Origin of the sequence: Acidithiobacillus sp. (genome assembly GCF_027322205.1) — a bacterium.
In the GTDB taxonomy this organism is placed as follows: Bacteria; Pseudomonadota; Gammaproteobacteria; order Acidithiobacillales; family Acidithiobacillaceae; genus Acidithiobacillus.
This window is the reverse complement of the sequence record NZ_DAHVHY010000051.1, coordinates 1-14580: the sequence shown is the minus strand read 5'-3', so window position 1 is coordinate 14580 and position 14580 is coordinate 1. Positions and strand designations below refer to the sequence as shown.

The 14580-nt window shown below is 56.8% G+C and carries 15 protein-coding genes; 10 read left to right on the top strand and 5 right to left on the bottom strand.

Features of this window, described 5'->3' with window-relative positions:
• Positions 1–1779, top strand: a 1779-nt coding sequence (thiC, locus tag M7F93_RS08555; protein WP_298171966.1) for a phosphomethylpyrimidine synthase ThiC, incomplete at its 5' end; no start/stop codon positions are given.
• Here thiC and M7F93_RS08550 read toward each other — a convergent pair.
• Complete coding sequence (locus tag M7F93_RS08550; RefSeq protein ID WP_298171963.1) at positions 1771–2499, bottom strand: MBL fold metallo-hydrolase; 729 nt, start codon at positions 2497–2499, stop codon at positions 1771–1773. The two genes, thiC and M7F93_RS08550, sit on opposite strands and share 9 nt — an antisense overlap.
• 297 nt (positions 2500–2796) lie before the next feature.
• Here M7F93_RS08550 and M7F93_RS08545 point away from each other — a divergent pair, with 297 nt between their 5' ends.
• Genes M7F93_RS08545 through M7F93_RS08535 form a run of 3 tightly spaced genes read left to right on the top strand, consistent with a single transcriptional unit; the run spans position 2797 to position 5295 of the window.
• The gene (locus tag M7F93_RS08545; protein ID WP_298171960.1) at positions 2797–4155 is read left to right on the top strand and encodes a sigma-54 interaction domain-containing protein; all 1359 of its coding nucleotides are present in this window, start codon (positions 2797–2799) and stop codon (positions 4153–4155) included.
• Entirely contained in the window at positions 4139–4822 is a 684-nt protein-coding gene (locus tag M7F93_RS08540; RefSeq protein ID WP_298171958.1) for an alpha/beta hydrolase, read from the top strand. The genes M7F93_RS08545 and M7F93_RS08540 overlap by 17 nt, the downstream gene beginning before the upstream one ends.
• A complete protein-coding gene (locus M7F93_RS08535) occupies positions 4819–5295 on the top strand; it encodes a CopD family protein (RefSeq protein WP_298171956.1) in 477 nt (158 codons plus the stop codon). The genes M7F93_RS08540 and M7F93_RS08535 overlap by 4 nt, the downstream gene beginning before the upstream one ends.
• Positions 5296–5317: 22 nt before the next feature.
• On the opposite strand, the gene M7F93_RS08530 is transcribed toward M7F93_RS08535, so the two are convergent.
• Positions 5318–6736, bottom strand: a complete 1419-nt coding sequence (locus tag M7F93_RS08530) for a dihydrolipoyl dehydrogenase family protein (RefSeq protein WP_298171953.1) — start codon at positions 6734–6736, stop codon at positions 5318–5320.
• Positions 6737–7141: 405 nt separating this feature from the next.
• Here M7F93_RS08530 and M7F93_RS08525 point away from each other — a divergent pair, with 405 nt between their 5' ends.
• Genes M7F93_RS08525 through M7F93_RS08510 form a run of 4 tightly spaced genes read left to right on the top strand, consistent with a single transcriptional unit; the run spans position 7142 to position 11662 of the window.
• Positions 7142–8683 (top strand): OpgD/OpgG family glucan biosynthesis protein, encoded by a 1542-nt coding sequence (locus M7F93_RS08525; protein ID WP_298171950.1) that lies wholly within the window; start codon positions 7142–7144, stop codon positions 8681–8683.
• Positions 8683–9189: a hypothetical protein gene (locus M7F93_RS08520; protein WP_298171947.1), complete on the top strand. Its 507-nt coding sequence runs from the start codon at positions 8683–8685 to the stop codon at positions 9187–9189. The genes M7F93_RS08525 and M7F93_RS08520 overlap by 1 nt, the downstream gene beginning before the upstream one ends.
• Before the next feature lie 2 nt (positions 9190–9191).
• A complete protein-coding gene (mdoH, locus tag M7F93_RS08515) occupies positions 9192–11285 on the top strand; it encodes a glucans biosynthesis glucosyltransferase MdoH (RefSeq protein WP_298171944.1) in 2094 nt (697 codons plus the stop codon).
• Positions 11285–11662, top strand: a complete 378-nt coding sequence (locus M7F93_RS08510) for a tetratricopeptide repeat protein (RefSeq protein WP_298171941.1) — start codon at positions 11285–11287, stop codon at positions 11660–11662. Before mdoH ends, M7F93_RS08510 begins: the two co-directional genes overlap by 1 nt.
• 12 nt (positions 11663–11674) lie before the next feature.
• Here the strand turns inward: M7F93_RS08510 and M7F93_RS08505 are convergent, their stop codons facing one another.
• Complete coding sequence (locus M7F93_RS08505) at positions 11675–12721, bottom strand: complex I NDUFA9 subunit family protein (protein ID WP_298171938.1); 1047 nt, start codon at positions 12719–12721, stop codon at positions 11675–11677.
• A gap of 126 nt (positions 12722–12847) precedes the next feature.
• Between M7F93_RS08505 and M7F93_RS08500 the strand changes: the two genes are divergently transcribed.
• Together M7F93_RS08500 and M7F93_RS08495 are read left to right on the top strand one after the other, a co-directional pair.
• Positions 12848–13261, top strand: a complete 414-nt coding sequence (locus tag M7F93_RS08500) for a DUF423 domain-containing protein (RefSeq protein ID WP_298171935.1) — start codon at positions 12848–12850, stop codon at positions 13259–13261.
• A gap of 9 nt (positions 13262–13270) precedes the next feature.
• The gene (locus tag M7F93_RS08495; RefSeq protein ID WP_298171932.1) at positions 13271–13672 is read left to right on the top strand and encodes a hypothetical protein; all 402 of its coding nucleotides are present in this window, start codon (positions 13271–13273) and stop codon (positions 13670–13672) included.
• An 81-nt stretch (positions 13673–13753) separates the two neighbouring features.
• On the opposite strand, the gene M7F93_RS08490 is transcribed toward M7F93_RS08495, so the two are convergent.
• Entirely contained in the window at positions 13754–14149 is a 396-nt protein-coding gene (locus tag M7F93_RS08490) for a PIN domain-containing protein (RefSeq protein WP_298171929.1), read from the bottom strand.
• 20 nt (positions 14150–14169) lie between these two features.
• Entirely contained in the window at positions 14170–14415 is a 246-nt protein-coding gene (locus M7F93_RS08485) for an AbrB/MazE/SpoVT family DNA-binding domain-containing protein (RefSeq protein WP_298171926.1), read from the bottom strand.
• Positions 14416–14580: the final 165 nt, after the last annotated feature.

The window sequence follows — 14580 nt, the reverse complement described above, 5'->3', positions numbered from 1 at the left end:
CCGGAATTGCGCATCCCCTTGCGGGAGATTCAGCAGAGCGACTCCCGGAAGCGGGACGGCAGCCTCGAAGTCAATCCTGCCATCCCGGTCTATGATTGCAGCGGTCCCTACACCGACCCGGACGCGGTCATCGACATTCATGCGGGCTTGCCCGCCCTGCGCTGGCAATGGTCGCCGACGGATATCGCCATCGAAAGCCGCCCCGAGCCCAGTTCCGCCTATGGTCGCGCCCGTCTGGCGGATGTCCGCACGGCCGATCTGCGTTTCAATCATCGCCGCGAAATCCGCCGGGCGGCCAATGGCGGCAACGTCTCCCAGATGCACTATGCGCGGCGTGGCATCATCACCCCCGAGATGGAGTTCGTCGCCATCCGCGAAAACCAGGGTCTGGAGCGTCTGCGCACCAGCCATCCGGCGCTGTTCCGCGCCCATCGCGGCGAATCCTTTGGCGCGCAGATCCCCGACACCATTACCCCGGAATTTGTCCGGGATGAAATCGCCAGGGGTCGCGCCATCATTCCCGCCAATATCAACCACCCGGAACTGGAACCGATGATCATCGGTCGCAATTTTCTGGTGAAGATCAACGCCAATATCGGCAATTCCGCGGTCAGCTCGTCCATCGCCGAAGAAGTGGAAAAAATGGTTTGGTCGATCCGCTGGGGCGCCGATACGGTCATGGATTTATCCACTGGCAGGCACATTCACGAAACCCGCGAATGGATTATCCGTAATAGTCCGGTACCCATCGGTACCGTGCCGATTTATCAGGCCTTGGAGAAGGTCGATGGTAAGGCCGAAGACCTCACCTGGGACTTGTTCCGGGATACACTCATTGAGCAGGCGGAGCAGGGTGTCGATTACTTCACCATCCACGCCGGGGTCCTGCTGCGTTATATCCCGCTGACGGCGAATCGTCTTACCGGTATCGTGTCGCGTGGTGGTTCCATCATGGCCAAATGGTGCCTCGCCCACCATCAGGAGAGCTTCCTCTATACCCATTTTGAAGAAATCTGCGAGATCATGAAGGCCTATGACGTGAGTTTCTCCCTCGGCGATGGCCTGCGTCCCGGCTCCCTGGCCGACGCCAATGACGAGGCGCAGTTTGCCGAGCTGCATACCCTGGGTGAACTCACCCAGATTGCCTGGAAGCACGATGTGCAGGTCATGATCGAAGGCCCCGGCCATGTCCCCATGCAACTCATCAAGGCCAATATGGAGGAGGAGCTACAGCACTGTTTCGAGGCCCCGTTTTACACGCTCGGACCACTGACCACGGACATTGCCCCTGGCTATGACCATATTACCAGCGCCATCGGCGCCGCCCAGATCGGTTGGTATGGCACGGCTATGCTCTGCTACGTCACGCCCAAAGAACATCTCGGCCTGCCGGACAAAAACGATGTGCGGGAGGGGGCGATTACCTACAAGATTGCCGCCCATGCCGCCGACCTGGCCAAGGGGCATCCTGGCGCGCAGGTGCGGGATAACGCCCTGTCCAAGGCGCGTTTTGAATTCCGCTGGGAAGACCAGTTCCACCTCGGACTGGACCCGGAAAAGGCGCGGGAATATCACGACGAGACCTTACCCCAGGAAGGCGCCAAGGCGGCGCATTTCTGCTCTATGTGCGGTCCTCATTTCTGTTCCATGAAAATCTCCCAGGATTTGCAGGAGTACGCCCAGTCTAAAGGCGAGGACATTGAGACCGCGCGCCTGGAAGGCATGCAGGAAAAGGCCGAGGACTTCAAACGGCTGGGGAAAAACATCTATCTACGTTAATAAATTACGACTTGGCATGTAATGCTGCACCTCATCTTCCTGGGTCCCGGCTTCGTTTGCATCATTTTTACTGGCCACCTCTGACGGGACCTTTTCCGGTAACAACAATGCGCAACTGCGTAAAAAAGCACGCTTGCCCCTTTGATTATTGAGCCAGTGGTCTTTACGGCGCAGTTCTTCAATGCTGGTGAGACGCCGGCCCTTACTTTCCAGGCCGGGATAGATCAGGGTTTCCCCCGGAAAACTGAGTAAGCGGTTGGTGATGCTGTGGTAGAGCGTGTGCAGTTCGCTTTGGTCAGTACAGGGAGCGGTCCCGGTGGCAAGCAGGGTTTTACCGGTGAACAGTCGATCCTCCCACCAGTAGGTCACTGCACAGGGACTTTGCCCCGGCGTATGCAGGACCCGGAGTTTTTCTTCACCAAAATACAGGATATCGCCGTGACGCAGGCGCAGGTCGATGTGTTCATCGGTTACGCTTTCATGGGCAACAATCTGGGCGCTGCTATGTTCTTGCAGGACGATGGCGGCGATGATATGCGCGGATTCATGATGGGTCTGCAAAATGTAGCGCAGATTCAGTCCGCGCTCGGCTATGAATGCTTCGAAAGTGTCAACATGCGCGGGCATGGGATCGATAACGATGGCCTCGCGCGTAACTGGGTCGCCCAACAGATAGCTCAGATGGCCGCCTCTGGACGTGCATAGTTGTCTGAATATCATGTCGCCCGCCCCTGTTGAATGCCTGGACATTGGATCATGAGCAATCGCTATGCCATTATTTTATGTTGTGTTAGAGACAGGAGGTTTTTAATAGTACTATAATAAACAAAATGTTATATTTTTATTGTGAGATTTTTCTGAGCCATTTTGGCTCATGGTCAAGCTGCATTTCAGTATAACTGTCAAAAATGACATATGCGAATTGGCAGAAGCTGCTATAATTGGCATGCCTGCCGAGAGAATGTGTCTGTCGCGCCGGTGGCGCGATCCGGCGTGCGGGGTACGATGGGAGGGGCCATGACGGATTTACTCAAGCAGTTACGACCGGAAATGACATCGCTGTTAAATTGTTTTAGCGCTCCGGCGGTATTGCTTTGCGCAGATTACGCGGTCCTCGCCGCCAATCAGGCCTACCGGCGGGTCTTCGGTGATGGTAAGCCCTTACAGGGGCGACTCTGTTATGAGATCATGGCTGAGGCAGGCTACACATGTCGCCAGGGGGGTAACCACTGTCCCCTCGATACGTGTCAGCGTTTTGGAACCGATCAGCATGTGGTGCATAGCGGTACCTCCGGAAGCGCCCAGATCGATCTGTACCCCATTCGCAACGATAACGCTGAAGTCGTCTATTTTCTCGAACTTCTGATCCTCATACCGCAGTCGGTTGTGCAATCCGCTCCGGTTATGGTCGGCAACTCCTTCGCCTGGCAGGACGTTACCACGCTGATCCGACGAGTGGCCCCCAGTGAGGCCGCCGTATTGCTGCTCGGAGAATCCGGCACGGGCAAGGAGCTGGCCGCCGCGGCCGTACATCAGGGCAGCCGGGTTCGCAACGGACCTTTTGTGGCGGTGGATTGCTCGGGATTGCCCGAAACTCTCTTTGAGAGTGAGCTCTTCGGCCATGAGAAAGGGGCGTTTACCGGCGCGCATTCGCGCAAAATTGGCCTGGTAGAAGCGGCTAATAGTGGCACCCTTTTTCTGGATGAGGTCGGCGACATTCCCCTCAGCTTGCAGGTAAAACTCTTGCGCCTGCTGGAAACGGGTTATTTCCGGCGAGTGGGGGGTGTGGAGCCGATTCGCTCGCGGTTCCGCCTGATCTCGGCCACTCACCGCCCGCTGGAAAGAATGGTCGCGGAGGAGCGGTTCCGGCAGGATTTATATTATCGTTTGAATACCTTTCCGATCGTGTTGCCCGCGCTGCGTGAGCGCCTGGAGGATATCCCCCTGCTGGCGGAAGCCATTCTGCAGCGATTGTCGGTGGCCAAGGGTCTCCATCTTCATGCGGACACGCTGGATTTACTGCGATGCTATGATTATCCGGGTAATATTCGTGAATTGCGTAATATACTTGAGCGTGCCGCACTGTTGGCCGATGATGTCTGGATTCTCCCGGCGCACCTGCCCGCAAACCTTCAGCATCTGCCAGAGCATAAACTTGGCCCGGCAAACCCGGTGTCTGCCAAACAGTCCTCCGTCCCAGGTATTGAAGAAATTATTCCCCTGGCGGATCTGGAAGAGCAATATCTGCGCTGGGCGCGGAGAAGTTACAGCGGGGATCGCCGCAGTCTGGCGCAACGCCTGGGCGTCAGCGAACGCACCTTATATCGTAAATTAGATGCGTTGAGGAGCAATACTGAACATGCCGTTGAGTCATGATGTCTGGCCGGAGGGTCTGCTGACGCGTCCCGGTCGCGACGCGGACGCTTCTTGCGTTGTGCTGCTGCACGGCCTTGGCGCCTCTATGGAAGACCTCGCAGGGGTAGCGGATTTGGCAGACCCGGAAGGTTGTTTCCGCTGGATATTTCCCAATGCACCGGTACGCCCGGTACGTATCAACGGGGGCAGACCGATGCGGGCCTGGTATGATGTGTATGGTTTCGACATTCATTCCGCAGAAGACACGGAAGGATTGCAAGACATGGCCAGGCGGCTCGGCGCCCTACTGGATCATGAGGCTGGTAAGGGATCATCTATCATTATCGGTGGATTCTCGCAGGGTGGCGCCATGGCGCTCTACACCGTGTTGCATGCCGGTTATGCGAGCAAGGCGGTATTTGCCCTGAGTGCCTACCTGCCGTTGCGCACCCATCTGGCGGCAGCCACGGCCAAATCACCGCCGATATTTTGGGCGCACGGGCAGCAGGATGCCGTCTTGCCCCTTTCTTATATGGAGATTGCCCAGCAGACGATGAAAGCCTTGGGTTATAAGGTAAGCACGCATAGCTATCCCATGGATCACACCCTTTGTGAAGACGAGTTACTGGATTTGCGCACCTTTCTTCATAGCCTTGCCGGTCCGCAGGAGGCGGTATCAAGCCAATGAATACGTTATGGATTGAACAATTCGTACACATTATCGCCGTAGTGGTCTGGATTGGTGGCCTTTTTTTCGCCACGGTCGTGCTGGCGCCCGTTCTGCAGGCAGAAATCGCTCAGGCCAGTACCCGAATCCCTTTACTGCACGCCATCCTGCGCCGATTTTTTCTGTGGGTCTGGATATCCGGTGCGGTACTGCTGGGCAGTGGTTACACCATGGTACCCCTGTTCTATGGGGGCTTTGCCGCCCTCAGTGCACCGGTCTCGATCATGGTGGTGTTGGGTACGGTCATGGTGATGCTGGCGCTGCATGTCTACTTTGCGCCGCTCAAGCGGCTACGGCGTGCTGTCCTCAATCAGGACTGGGAGGCGGGTGCGCGCGCCCTGGGTCAAGTCCGACTGGTTTCGAGTGTTAACCTGCTCTTATCGTTAGTCGTGATCCTGATGGGGGTGTGGGGGGTGCTGGGCACCCCCTGGTAGTTCTGTAATTCGAATAATCCGTTTACTCGGTCGTCCCAAAAATCTGCTCCTCCAGACCCCACCGTGCCGCCAGCGTTTCGGTGGCGTTTACCAGTTCCTCCGCGCGCGAGGGGTGGTTGACGCGGATTTCGACGATCTTGCGGAGGGCCTCATCGCGGTTGCTACTGCTGGCGAGCAGATGAATCAGTTCGCCAGCATCGCGACCGACAATTTCACCACCGAGTAATTCGCCGCTATCCATATCCGCCAACAAACGGACGAAGCCTGCACCATCATCCTGCCCCAGCGCCCGTGGTGAGGCCTCAAAAGCGGCGAAACCCACCGCTGGTTCAAAGCCCTGATCCTCGGCCGCATCATCATCCAGGCCGATACGCGCCAGTTCCACCGCCGAATAAACCAGCTCCGGCACCCAGCGCGGATCGCGTTCCTGTTTTGCCGCGCTGAGCAGATTGTGGATGACTATCTGGGCATCGCTAAGAGCCTGGTTGGCATTCATGATCGGGCCGACCGCATCGCCAATGGCATAGATACCGGGTTCTTCCGTCTCCAGCATGGTATTGGTCTGTACAAATCCGCGCTCGTCCAGAGTGACACTGGTGTTTTCCAGCCCCAATCCCTCCGTAAAGGCATGGCGCCCGGTAGCGAGCAGCAGCCAATCGCCCTGGACCGGCTTCCCCCGATCATCGAAGACCGTCACTCCAGCGGCCGTCGTCTCGATGCGGGCGATCTTGAATCCGGCCTGGGGATGGATATTCAACGCCGCCAGCGCCGCCTTGAGCGTATCCTTGGCCTGCGGCGAATACTGGGTATGGGCGAGGGCAGGGGAGTGCACCAGCCATTCCACCTGTTTGCCGAGTTGGGTAAAAATATACGCGAACTCAGTGCCGATAACCCCGCCGCCCACCAGGATGACCCGATCCCCGCTGGGGACGCCGTCGTCATAGAGCATATCGCTCGTCAGCACCTTACCGGGCACCGTGGCGATTCCCTGGGGCAGGGATGGTACCGATCCGGTGGCAATGATGCTGGTTTCCGTGCGGATTTCCGCCAGGCCCTCAGCGCCCTGGATTTGAATGCGCCGCGAATCAAGGAAGCGCCCGGTGCCATTATAGAGATGCACGCCGAGACGTTTCAGGTAATCGACATAGCTGGTGCGCACCGTCTCGACCACCTGATGCTGGTGCTGCCAGGCTTGCGCCATATCTCCGGTGAGTGCCGAACCCACAATGCCCCGTTTCTCGAAATGACGACTTTGCTCGATCCACTTTGCCGTCTCATGCCAGTCCTTTTTGGGTACACAGCCGCGATTCAGACAGGTGCCACCCCAGGTCTGCTTCTCGATGATGGCGGCTTTTTTACCACGCAGAGCGGCCAGCACCGCCACGCGATACCCACCCGGACCGCTGCCGATAATCGTGATGTCATAGTTGTTTGCACTCATAAATCCCTCTTTTTCAATTCAATAAGAACCATTCATAAAGTTGTTACTCATGTTTATGACGCATTGCTGCCTGCCAAGCTTATAGGCACCGCTGCAGAGCAAACAGCGGGCCATAAATTGTGCTGTTGTTTGTCAGCGACGCTCAACCCTCATTATCTTTAATGTCTGAGAGGTATCGTTTATGAGAACAGTCTATCGGTGTTCTGCGATAATGTAATGTTTTCAGTGCACTATAAAGATTGCGTGAAATTTGCCCGCACAGAGCATGCCCTCTGCTACCGTCGATTCACGACTCACTCCCCTAAAAGCGTCGGGTACAAGCGACAATAACAACCTTGGAATAATAATAACAATTAAAAAATTAGATGGTTATAAATATGGCACAAGTTTTGCTTTCATCATGTCATGAATGTTTATCATCGCAATCCCCCATCACTAAAGCGGCTTTCCACCACCCTGCTGGGGTTGACGGTATGGGCGATGACACTGCCTGCGTATGCTGCCGATTTTAGCATGGCCAACGTGGAGGCCAAGGCCAAAACCTTGGTGAACAGCACTTATGATGCGCAGCCGCTACCCATTCCAGCTTTTCTGAAGAACCTCAATCCTCAACAGTATGCGCAGATTCAGGATGTTTCGCCGCTCTGGCGTGGCGACAATTTGCCGTTCCAGGCTCAGTTTTATCTGCCCGGCTCCTGGTTTCACCGTCCGGTGGTTATTCGCAGCGTTGTGGATGGGGTGGTGCAGCCGATCCGCTTTACGCTGAAGCATTTCAGTTTCGGTGATCTAAACGTACCCAAAGATATGCCCAGAAAACTCGGTTACGCCGGTTTTCGTCTGCTCGCGCCGCTCAATACGCCACCTCATTATAATGAGTTCATCTCCTTCCTCGGCGCGACTTATTTCCGTGCCGTGGGCAAAGACGCCATCTACGGGACATCGGCGCGTGGCCTCGGGATCGACACGGCGCAGCCTTCCGGAGAAATCTTCCCCTACTTCAAGCAATTCTGGCTGGTGCGGCCCAAGGCGGGCGCTACCCGGATGGTGGTCTACGCACTCATGGACAGTCCGGTAGCGACGGGTGCTTATCGCTTCACCATCCAGCAGGGCGACAGCAGCACGGTGCATGTCGATGCCACCATTTACCTGCGCAAGCCGGTACAGGTACTGGAGCTTGCGCCCTTGACCAGCATGTACTGGCACGGACATGGGCGTGGCATCAGCGCCGGTGACTGGCACCCGGCGCAGCATGATTCCAGCGACCTGGTGATGGCCAACGGCAACGGCGAATGGGTCACTCGGCCCATAGATAACCCCCTGCACATCCAGACCACTACTTACGACATGGATCACCCAGAGGGTTTTGGCCTGATTCAGGAGGATCGCCAATTCTCCGCGTATGAGGGAATTGGGACCAACTACCAGCGGCGCCCCAGCGTCTGGGTCCAGCCCGATGGCGACTGGGGCAAGGGACAGGTGCGTCTGGTAGAACTCCCCACCAACAACCGCAATCTGGATAATATTGTGGTGTTTTGGGTGCCAGAGCATGAACCTGCGCCCAAAAAGCCTCTGCACTTCGCATATACCCTGCGCTTTTTTCTCAATAACCACGGTCTGATCCCGCTGGCCCATCCGGTGGGCACCTATTTGGGCAATGACGCGAAAGTGCCTGGTGCGCGGACGGTGGTAATTGATTTCGCGGGAGGCGCCCTCACGCATCTGCCGGGGACCATGCCCGTGCAGATCCACCTCAATGCTGCGGACGGTGCCAAAGTGCTCAGTCAAAAGCTGGAATGGTACCACGAAGACCATTTCTGGCGAGTGATCGCGGTCATTCAGCCGCAGCCGGATTCACCCAGTAACGTGCGGTGTTTTTTAACCTTGGACAATCAGGTGATGAGTAATACCTGGACATATCTCTTACATGCGGCAAAGGAGCAGGCGTAATGTTTAAAGATGAATCAAGCTACAGCGTCAATCCTGCGGGTGAGCTACTGGCGGATTGGACAGCGGAGGCCATGGTCGTCGCAAACAATGCCCCGGTGCTGGCCCGTGTGGAGCAATACATGGCCCGGCTGTCCTTAAATGATACTCAGCGGCTGTGGATTCGCGGGGAGGTGGTCGCGCAACTGCGCGGCGCCGACATGGAAGGCGAAGCACTTTATGCACGGGCCTTCGCGAGTCTGCACATGGCCCTGGCGACCCTGACAGATGGCGACGAGCTGGATGCGCGCCTGGATCTGTCTCTCAAACTGCCCGTGGGTGAAACCCATGACGGCAAATCCTGTCGCTGGTTGCAGCGCCAAATGGCCCCGGCCATGGCGCGGTCCAGCATGGCCTCGCGGCCTTTGAATCGCTCCTGGGGGGCAGCCTTGCTGCGCCTTGCCACCCAGCCTTTACTGAACCGCCGCGCGATCAGTGCGAATCGGCGCGTGTTGCCCGGAGAAGCCTGAATATGGGCCGTAGCGGCGCCCGGCCATGGGAAGCCATCGGTCGGTACCGGCGCTACTGGCTCAGCGCCTTCATCATTCTTCCCGCGTGCAGCGCAGGCCTGATGCTCGCTCAGGTGCTGGCGGACCGTCTGCCTCTGTGGCTGGAAATTCCGACACTGCTGATCTTCGCGTTATTGTTCGCCTGGATCTCTGCGGGTTTCTGGACCGCGTTGGTGGGTTTTGCTCTGCTTATGCGGGGGCGAACAGACACCGCACCGGGCAGTCCCGAGCTGCGTCTTGCGGAGCCGCGTCCCCAGAGCCGTGTGGCTATAGTCATGCCCATCTACAACGAAGAGGTAGAGCGGGTCGCGGCGGGTCTCCAGGCAACCTATAAATCCCTGCAACAGGCCGGAGCGCTCGCGCACTTCGAGTTCTTTCTGCTGAGTGACACGCGTGATCCCGCCATCTGGCTGCGTGAAGAACTGGTGTGGTCAGCCCTCTGCCAGTCCTTAGATGCTTTTGGCCGTATTCATTACCGGCGGCGGCCCATCAACAACAAGGCCAAGAGTGGCAATGTGGCAGACTTTTGTCGTCGCTGGGGTAAGGATTATGAATACATGGTCGTGCTCGACGCCGACAGTGTGATGAATGGCGAAACACTCTACCGGATGCTGGAGATGATGGAAGGCAATCCGCAGGTCGGCATCATCCAGACCCAGCCGGTGGCCGTCAATCGCGAAACCCTCTATGCCCGCCTGCAGCAGTTTGCACAGCATTTGTACGGACCGATCTTCAGTGCCGGCCTGCGCTTCTGGCAACTGGGTGACGGCCATTATATTGGCCACAACGCCATTCTGCGTACCACACCCTTCACCCAATATTGTGCTTTGCCCGTGTTGCCTGGGCGCGCACCGCTGGGTGGCCCGCTGCTGAGCCATGATTTTGTTGAAGCGGCGCTCATGGCCAAAAACGGCTGGGAGGTGTGGTTTGTGCCCAGCCTGCCAGGGAGCTATGAAGAAGTACCGCCGACACTGATTGATGATCTCAAACGGGACCGCCGCTGGGCGCAGGGCAATCTTCAACATTTGCGTCTGCTGGCGGGGGAGGGGCTACGCTCGGCGCATCGTTTTTTGTTTATCAACGGTGCCATGTCATTTTTAGCAGCGCCTTTATGGGGAATATTTTTGATCCTCGGAGCGCTAGGTTCACTGCACTGGACCAATACAGCCAGCGACGGCAGCATAACGCCCTTTGACTGGGGCTGGCTGGCCGATCCCATGCCCTTCTGGCTGTTTGGAGTAACGGCTGTTCTGCTGCTATCGCCCAAATTTATGGCGGTGCTCTGGGTCGTGCGTCAGCGCGGTCAAAAAGACCATTTCGGTGGCTTGTTCCGGCTGTTGGCCAGTATGTTTTTCGAGAGTATTTTTTCGATCCTCATGGCACCTATCCGTATGGCGTTTCATAGCCAATTTGTGATACAGACACTGATGGGGCGCGGTGTGCACTGGGGCGGGCAGGTGCGTGGTGATCAGGAAACCTCCTGGGCCGATGCCCTGCGTTATTTTGGCTGGTGTTCCGCGCTGGGCCTGAGTTTGGCCGCGCTACTATACCCTCTTCTGGGTGCCTGGCATTTTGCCTGGCTGGTACCTATACTCGGCGGACTGACGGCAGCGGTGCCGCTTGCTGCCTGGACGAGTCGGCCAGCACTGGGACGCTGGGCGCGGCGTCATCGTCTCTTCGTCATTCCTGAAGAGGTACATGTCCCGCAAGAGTTGCAGTCGCTCAGCATGGATAGCGTGGCCTATCTGCCCCACATTGAAGGGGATCCCTTCATACAGGTGGTAGTGGATCCTCGCTTTAACGCCATACATACCGCCTTGCAGCGTAATCGCACGGGTGCCTGGCCACGCGCGGCGAATCTCTGCCACAAGGCGCTGGAACAGGGTCCGCAGGGGCTCAATAACCGTGAGCGCAACATCCTGCTCAGTGATCGCAACTCCATGCTCGCGTTGCATCGTGCGATCTGGTCCACGACCGATCGGACGCGCTTGGCCGCCTGGGGCTTGCAGAGCGACGATCAGGAATTGGCGGACCTACAAATTATCGGGGGTAAGTGATGAGTCATGGCGGCGAATCTCTGGATCTGATGGCGCTGGCGGGTATCCGCGACCTGCGGGACTTGCGGGAGCGGGCACAAGCGGGTGATCCAGTGGCGCAATTCAATATGGGCGTGAAGTATGCCGAAGGTATCGAAGTCCAGCAGGACTATCTGGAAGCCGCCAGGTGGTATGGGGCGGCGGCAGATCAGGGCGATGCGCCCGCGCAGTTCAATTTAGGACTGATGTTTTATCAGGGGATAGGGCTGCGCAAGAATTTGCACTATGCCTACGAACTGTTCAGCCTGGCCGCAGCACAAGGGGACGCGCGCGCCCAGGCCGGAATGACGGCTGTTCTCGGTGAAATGCGGGGAGATGCCGATTCACCCACCCACTAACCGGCTTGGCGTTTAAGGGCGCCGATTGCGGATTTCGGCCAAGCGCCCCGCACGGGCACCTTTTTCCCCAAGGTAGCCGGGTACCACGCTCTCCATGGCGGTGGCCTGAATATGAAAAACATCGGCCAGATCGTGCCTGGTGCAAACATTATCCACGGACAGGGAAAGCAAATTATCGCGCGTGAGCACTTTGCCCGGCAGCTTTTCCATGATACCGGCCTGCAGGTTACCGACAAAGTTACCGAGGGGCACGATGGCACGATGGGTACCGATCAGGCTCTGGGTATAAGCCACCAGTTCGCCGAGGGTGTACACCTTGGGACCGCACAAGTCATAGGCCTTGCCATAGGTTTTTTCATTATCCATGGATTGCACGTAGGCACTGACCACGTCCTCTACCCAGACCGGCTGCATTTTGGCGCCGGTGCCCGCCATGGGAATGAAAAAAGGGATGCTGCGCAGCAACTGAGCGAAGCGGTTAAAAAAGCGGTCTCCTTCACCAAAAATCACCGAAGGGCGGAAAACCGTCACCTTCAGACCGCGCCCCCAGAGCAGCTTGGGGCCGTTCAGATAGTTAAAGTGACCCATTTTCGCGCTGTTCTCGCTGGATTGGCGGATGATCTCCTCACCAATTCCTTTAGAGCGCAGATAGGCGCTGGGACCAATGGGGTTGGCCCCTAAAGCGCTCATGTGGAGCAGGCGCGGAATGCCCAGATGTCCGCAGGTATTGGCCACCAGACGCGGCAGCTCTATGTGGTTTTTCTCGAAATCACCATGTCGCCCGGGCGGATAATCTGTGCGGCCAGGGTTGTTTTCATTGAGGATGCCAACGAGGTTGATGACGACATCGCGTCCACGGAGTTGTTTCTCCAAGGCGATGGGGTCATGGACATTGGCCTCAATCACTTCTACGCCGGGGAGCACCAGCAGGTTTTCACGATTGCGCTCGCGGTTGCGCGTCAGGATGCGTATCGCGTGCCCATCCTGACTCAAACGCTCTGCCAGATGACGTCCGACAAAACCGCTTCCGCCGAGAATACAAATTTTATGTATTGCCATGATGCCTCCTGAAATGATGTCGCCAAGCATAGCACAGGCTTATGAGCGGTGTGGATGGATAGGCTGGTGTTTGAACCGAACCCTGCACATAGGCTATAAACGCAGAGTGCTGGCAAGGGGAACACCATGGCGGAATGTTCAATAGGGGATGCGCCGCGGTTGGGCGGGCGTTTTGTGGCGCTGGGCGCATTGGTGATGGCCCTGGCGGTGATTTTCGGCGCGGCAGGGGATCATCTGGTGGCTGGGCGGGTGAGCGCTGAGGGGCTGCATATTTACGATATTGCGGATCGCTTTCAGATCTATCACGGGCTTGGTCTGTTGCTCATCGGCGTGTTGATCCGCCAATATGGCAAACGGCGCTTGCTTTATGCGGCAGGGGGGCTGATGGTCTTGGGTACCCTGCTGTTCTGTGGCGGACTCTATCTGCTGGTGCTGACCGGCGACGTATTCTGGGCCTTTTTCGCGCCCGTGGGTGGAACGGCGCTGATTCTTTCCTGGCTGCTGCTCGCGTTGAGCATGTGGCGGGCATCCGCAACGTAGGGGATAGTTATGTTAATTGCAACGGGAAATGCGTACGGCAAATATCTGGATTTCGCCGATGCCGAAGTGGGGGATAGCTTCTGGGTTGTGGAGCACATGCCTTACAGTGGAACTATAACGGCACTGCGGGCTTATACCGTAGCAGAAATTAATTCAAAAACCGTGCTGTGCAGTGCTGAGGAAGGTAAGCCACTCAAGCTGAAACGTGCCTTACCTCAAGAAAATTGTTATCTGGATGCCGACCCCTACTTCCAGAATATTTCTCGAATCTGGCAGATGAATACGCAGGTGCAGACAGCGAAACAGCTCGTAAAAGAACGCGAAACCATGGACTTTGACCAGGAAGTCATCGACGCAATCATGGCGTGGCAGAAGCGGGTGTTGGCGCGGAATGTTGCAGCGCAAGGATAGCTGTTGGCGTCGGGGGGATGAAATTGTATAGTTGCAAGTCAATTCTCCATTTTTATACACAAGACAGAATGTGTCGAATTGTTACGGCGTTGGTGGTCCCTCTAGTAAGAACGCCCTTATGGTCATGATTCGCAGGGGCAGGTTTGGCAGCGCCATCAGTGGCCCGAAGTGACGCATATCACCGGTCAGAAGGACATCTACGCCAGCGGCCACGGCAGAAGCCAGTACAGGAAGATCCTTGGCGTTCAGATCCACGGAAAAATCCATCTGATCGGTGTGTGACACCACGTGAACGCTTACCAGACAGTCTTTCAGAAGCGATTGGGCCGATGGGCGCTTGTGCGCGATGTTGCGCCGTGCCTCTACCAGACAATAATCGCTGCTGTGGAGGATAACTTTATGCTGTCGTGCCAGTTCCCAAAGCATTGCGAATGCTTCTCCGCCCAGGGCAGCAGAAAAGAGAATGTTGGCGTCCAAAAAAACGCTGACTGGGTTACTTATGCGTCCCAACGCGTTCTGGCCTGTACCAATTCGTCCGAGGTCATCGTGGCTGCTTCGGCAAAGGCAGCGATGCGTTCTTCGTCATAGATTTCTACGGGAAGAACCACTGCTGGGTCCAGAATGATTCGTCCCCCCTCCAGATGTATCAGGAGGGTATCTCCCGGCTTTAGTCCCAACTGTTTGCGGGTGTCTGCGGGTAGGGTGATTTGGCCGCGTGTACTGATTTGTGTCGTGATATCCATCCGCAAAAGATAGCCGAAAATCAGAAATTCCGCAACCCTGGTGAGCGCCCCTGAGTGGGTGAGCTTTTTATAAGACAGAATGCATCATTCTGTCTCGTGGCCGCTGACCCCGTCTGGGCGGATGACCTGATTTTGCTGGGTTCTTCGTTTCCGCTTCCGCGATGA

Bases quoted from the DNA above. Each gene is read 5' to 3' on its own strand.
- M7F93_RS08550 (WP_298171963.1), bottom strand. From the start codon at position 2,499: ATGATATTCAGACAACTATGCACGTCCAGAGGCGGCCATCTGAGCTAT.
- M7F93_RS08545 (WP_298171960.1), top strand. From the start codon at position 2,797: ATGACGGATTTACTCAAGCAGTTACGACCGGAAATGACATCGCTGTTA.
- M7F93_RS08540 (WP_298171958.1), top strand. From the start codon at position 4,139: ATGCCGTTGAGTCATGATGTCTGGCCGGAGGGTCTGCTGACGCGTCCC.
- M7F93_RS08535 (WP_298171956.1), top strand. From the start codon at position 4,819: ATGAATACGTTATGGATTGAACAATTCGTACACATTATCGCCGTAGTG.
- M7F93_RS08530 (WP_298171953.1), bottom strand. From the start codon at position 6,736: ATGAGTGCAAACAACTATGACATCACGATTATCGGCAGCGGTCCGGGT.
- M7F93_RS08525 (WP_298171950.1), top strand. From the start codon at position 7,142: ATGAATGTTTATCATCGCAATCCCCCATCACTAAAGCGGCTTTCCACC.
- M7F93_RS08520 (WP_298171947.1), top strand. From the start codon at position 8,683: ATGTTTAAAGATGAATCAAGCTACAGCGTCAATCCTGCGGGTGAGCTA.
- mdoH (WP_298171944.1), top strand. From the start codon at position 9,192: ATGGGCCGTAGCGGCGCCCGGCCATGGGAAGCCATCGGTCGGTACCGG.
- M7F93_RS08510 (WP_298171941.1), top strand. From the start codon at position 11,285: ATGAGTCATGGCGGCGAATCTCTGGATCTGATGGCGCTGGCGGGTATC.
- M7F93_RS08505 (WP_298171938.1), bottom strand. From the start codon at position 12,721: ATGGCAATACATAAAATTTGTATTCTCGGCGGAAGCGGTTTTGTCGGA.
- M7F93_RS08500 (WP_298171935.1), top strand. From the start codon at position 12,848: ATGGCGGAATGTTCAATAGGGGATGCGCCGCGGTTGGGCGGGCGTTTT.
- M7F93_RS08495 (WP_298171932.1), top strand. From the start codon at position 13,271: ATGTTAATTGCAACGGGAAATGCGTACGGCAAATATCTGGATTTCGCC.
- M7F93_RS08485 (WP_298171926.1), bottom strand. From the start codon at position 14,415: ATGGATATCACGACACAAATCAGTACACGCGGCCAAATCACCCTACCC.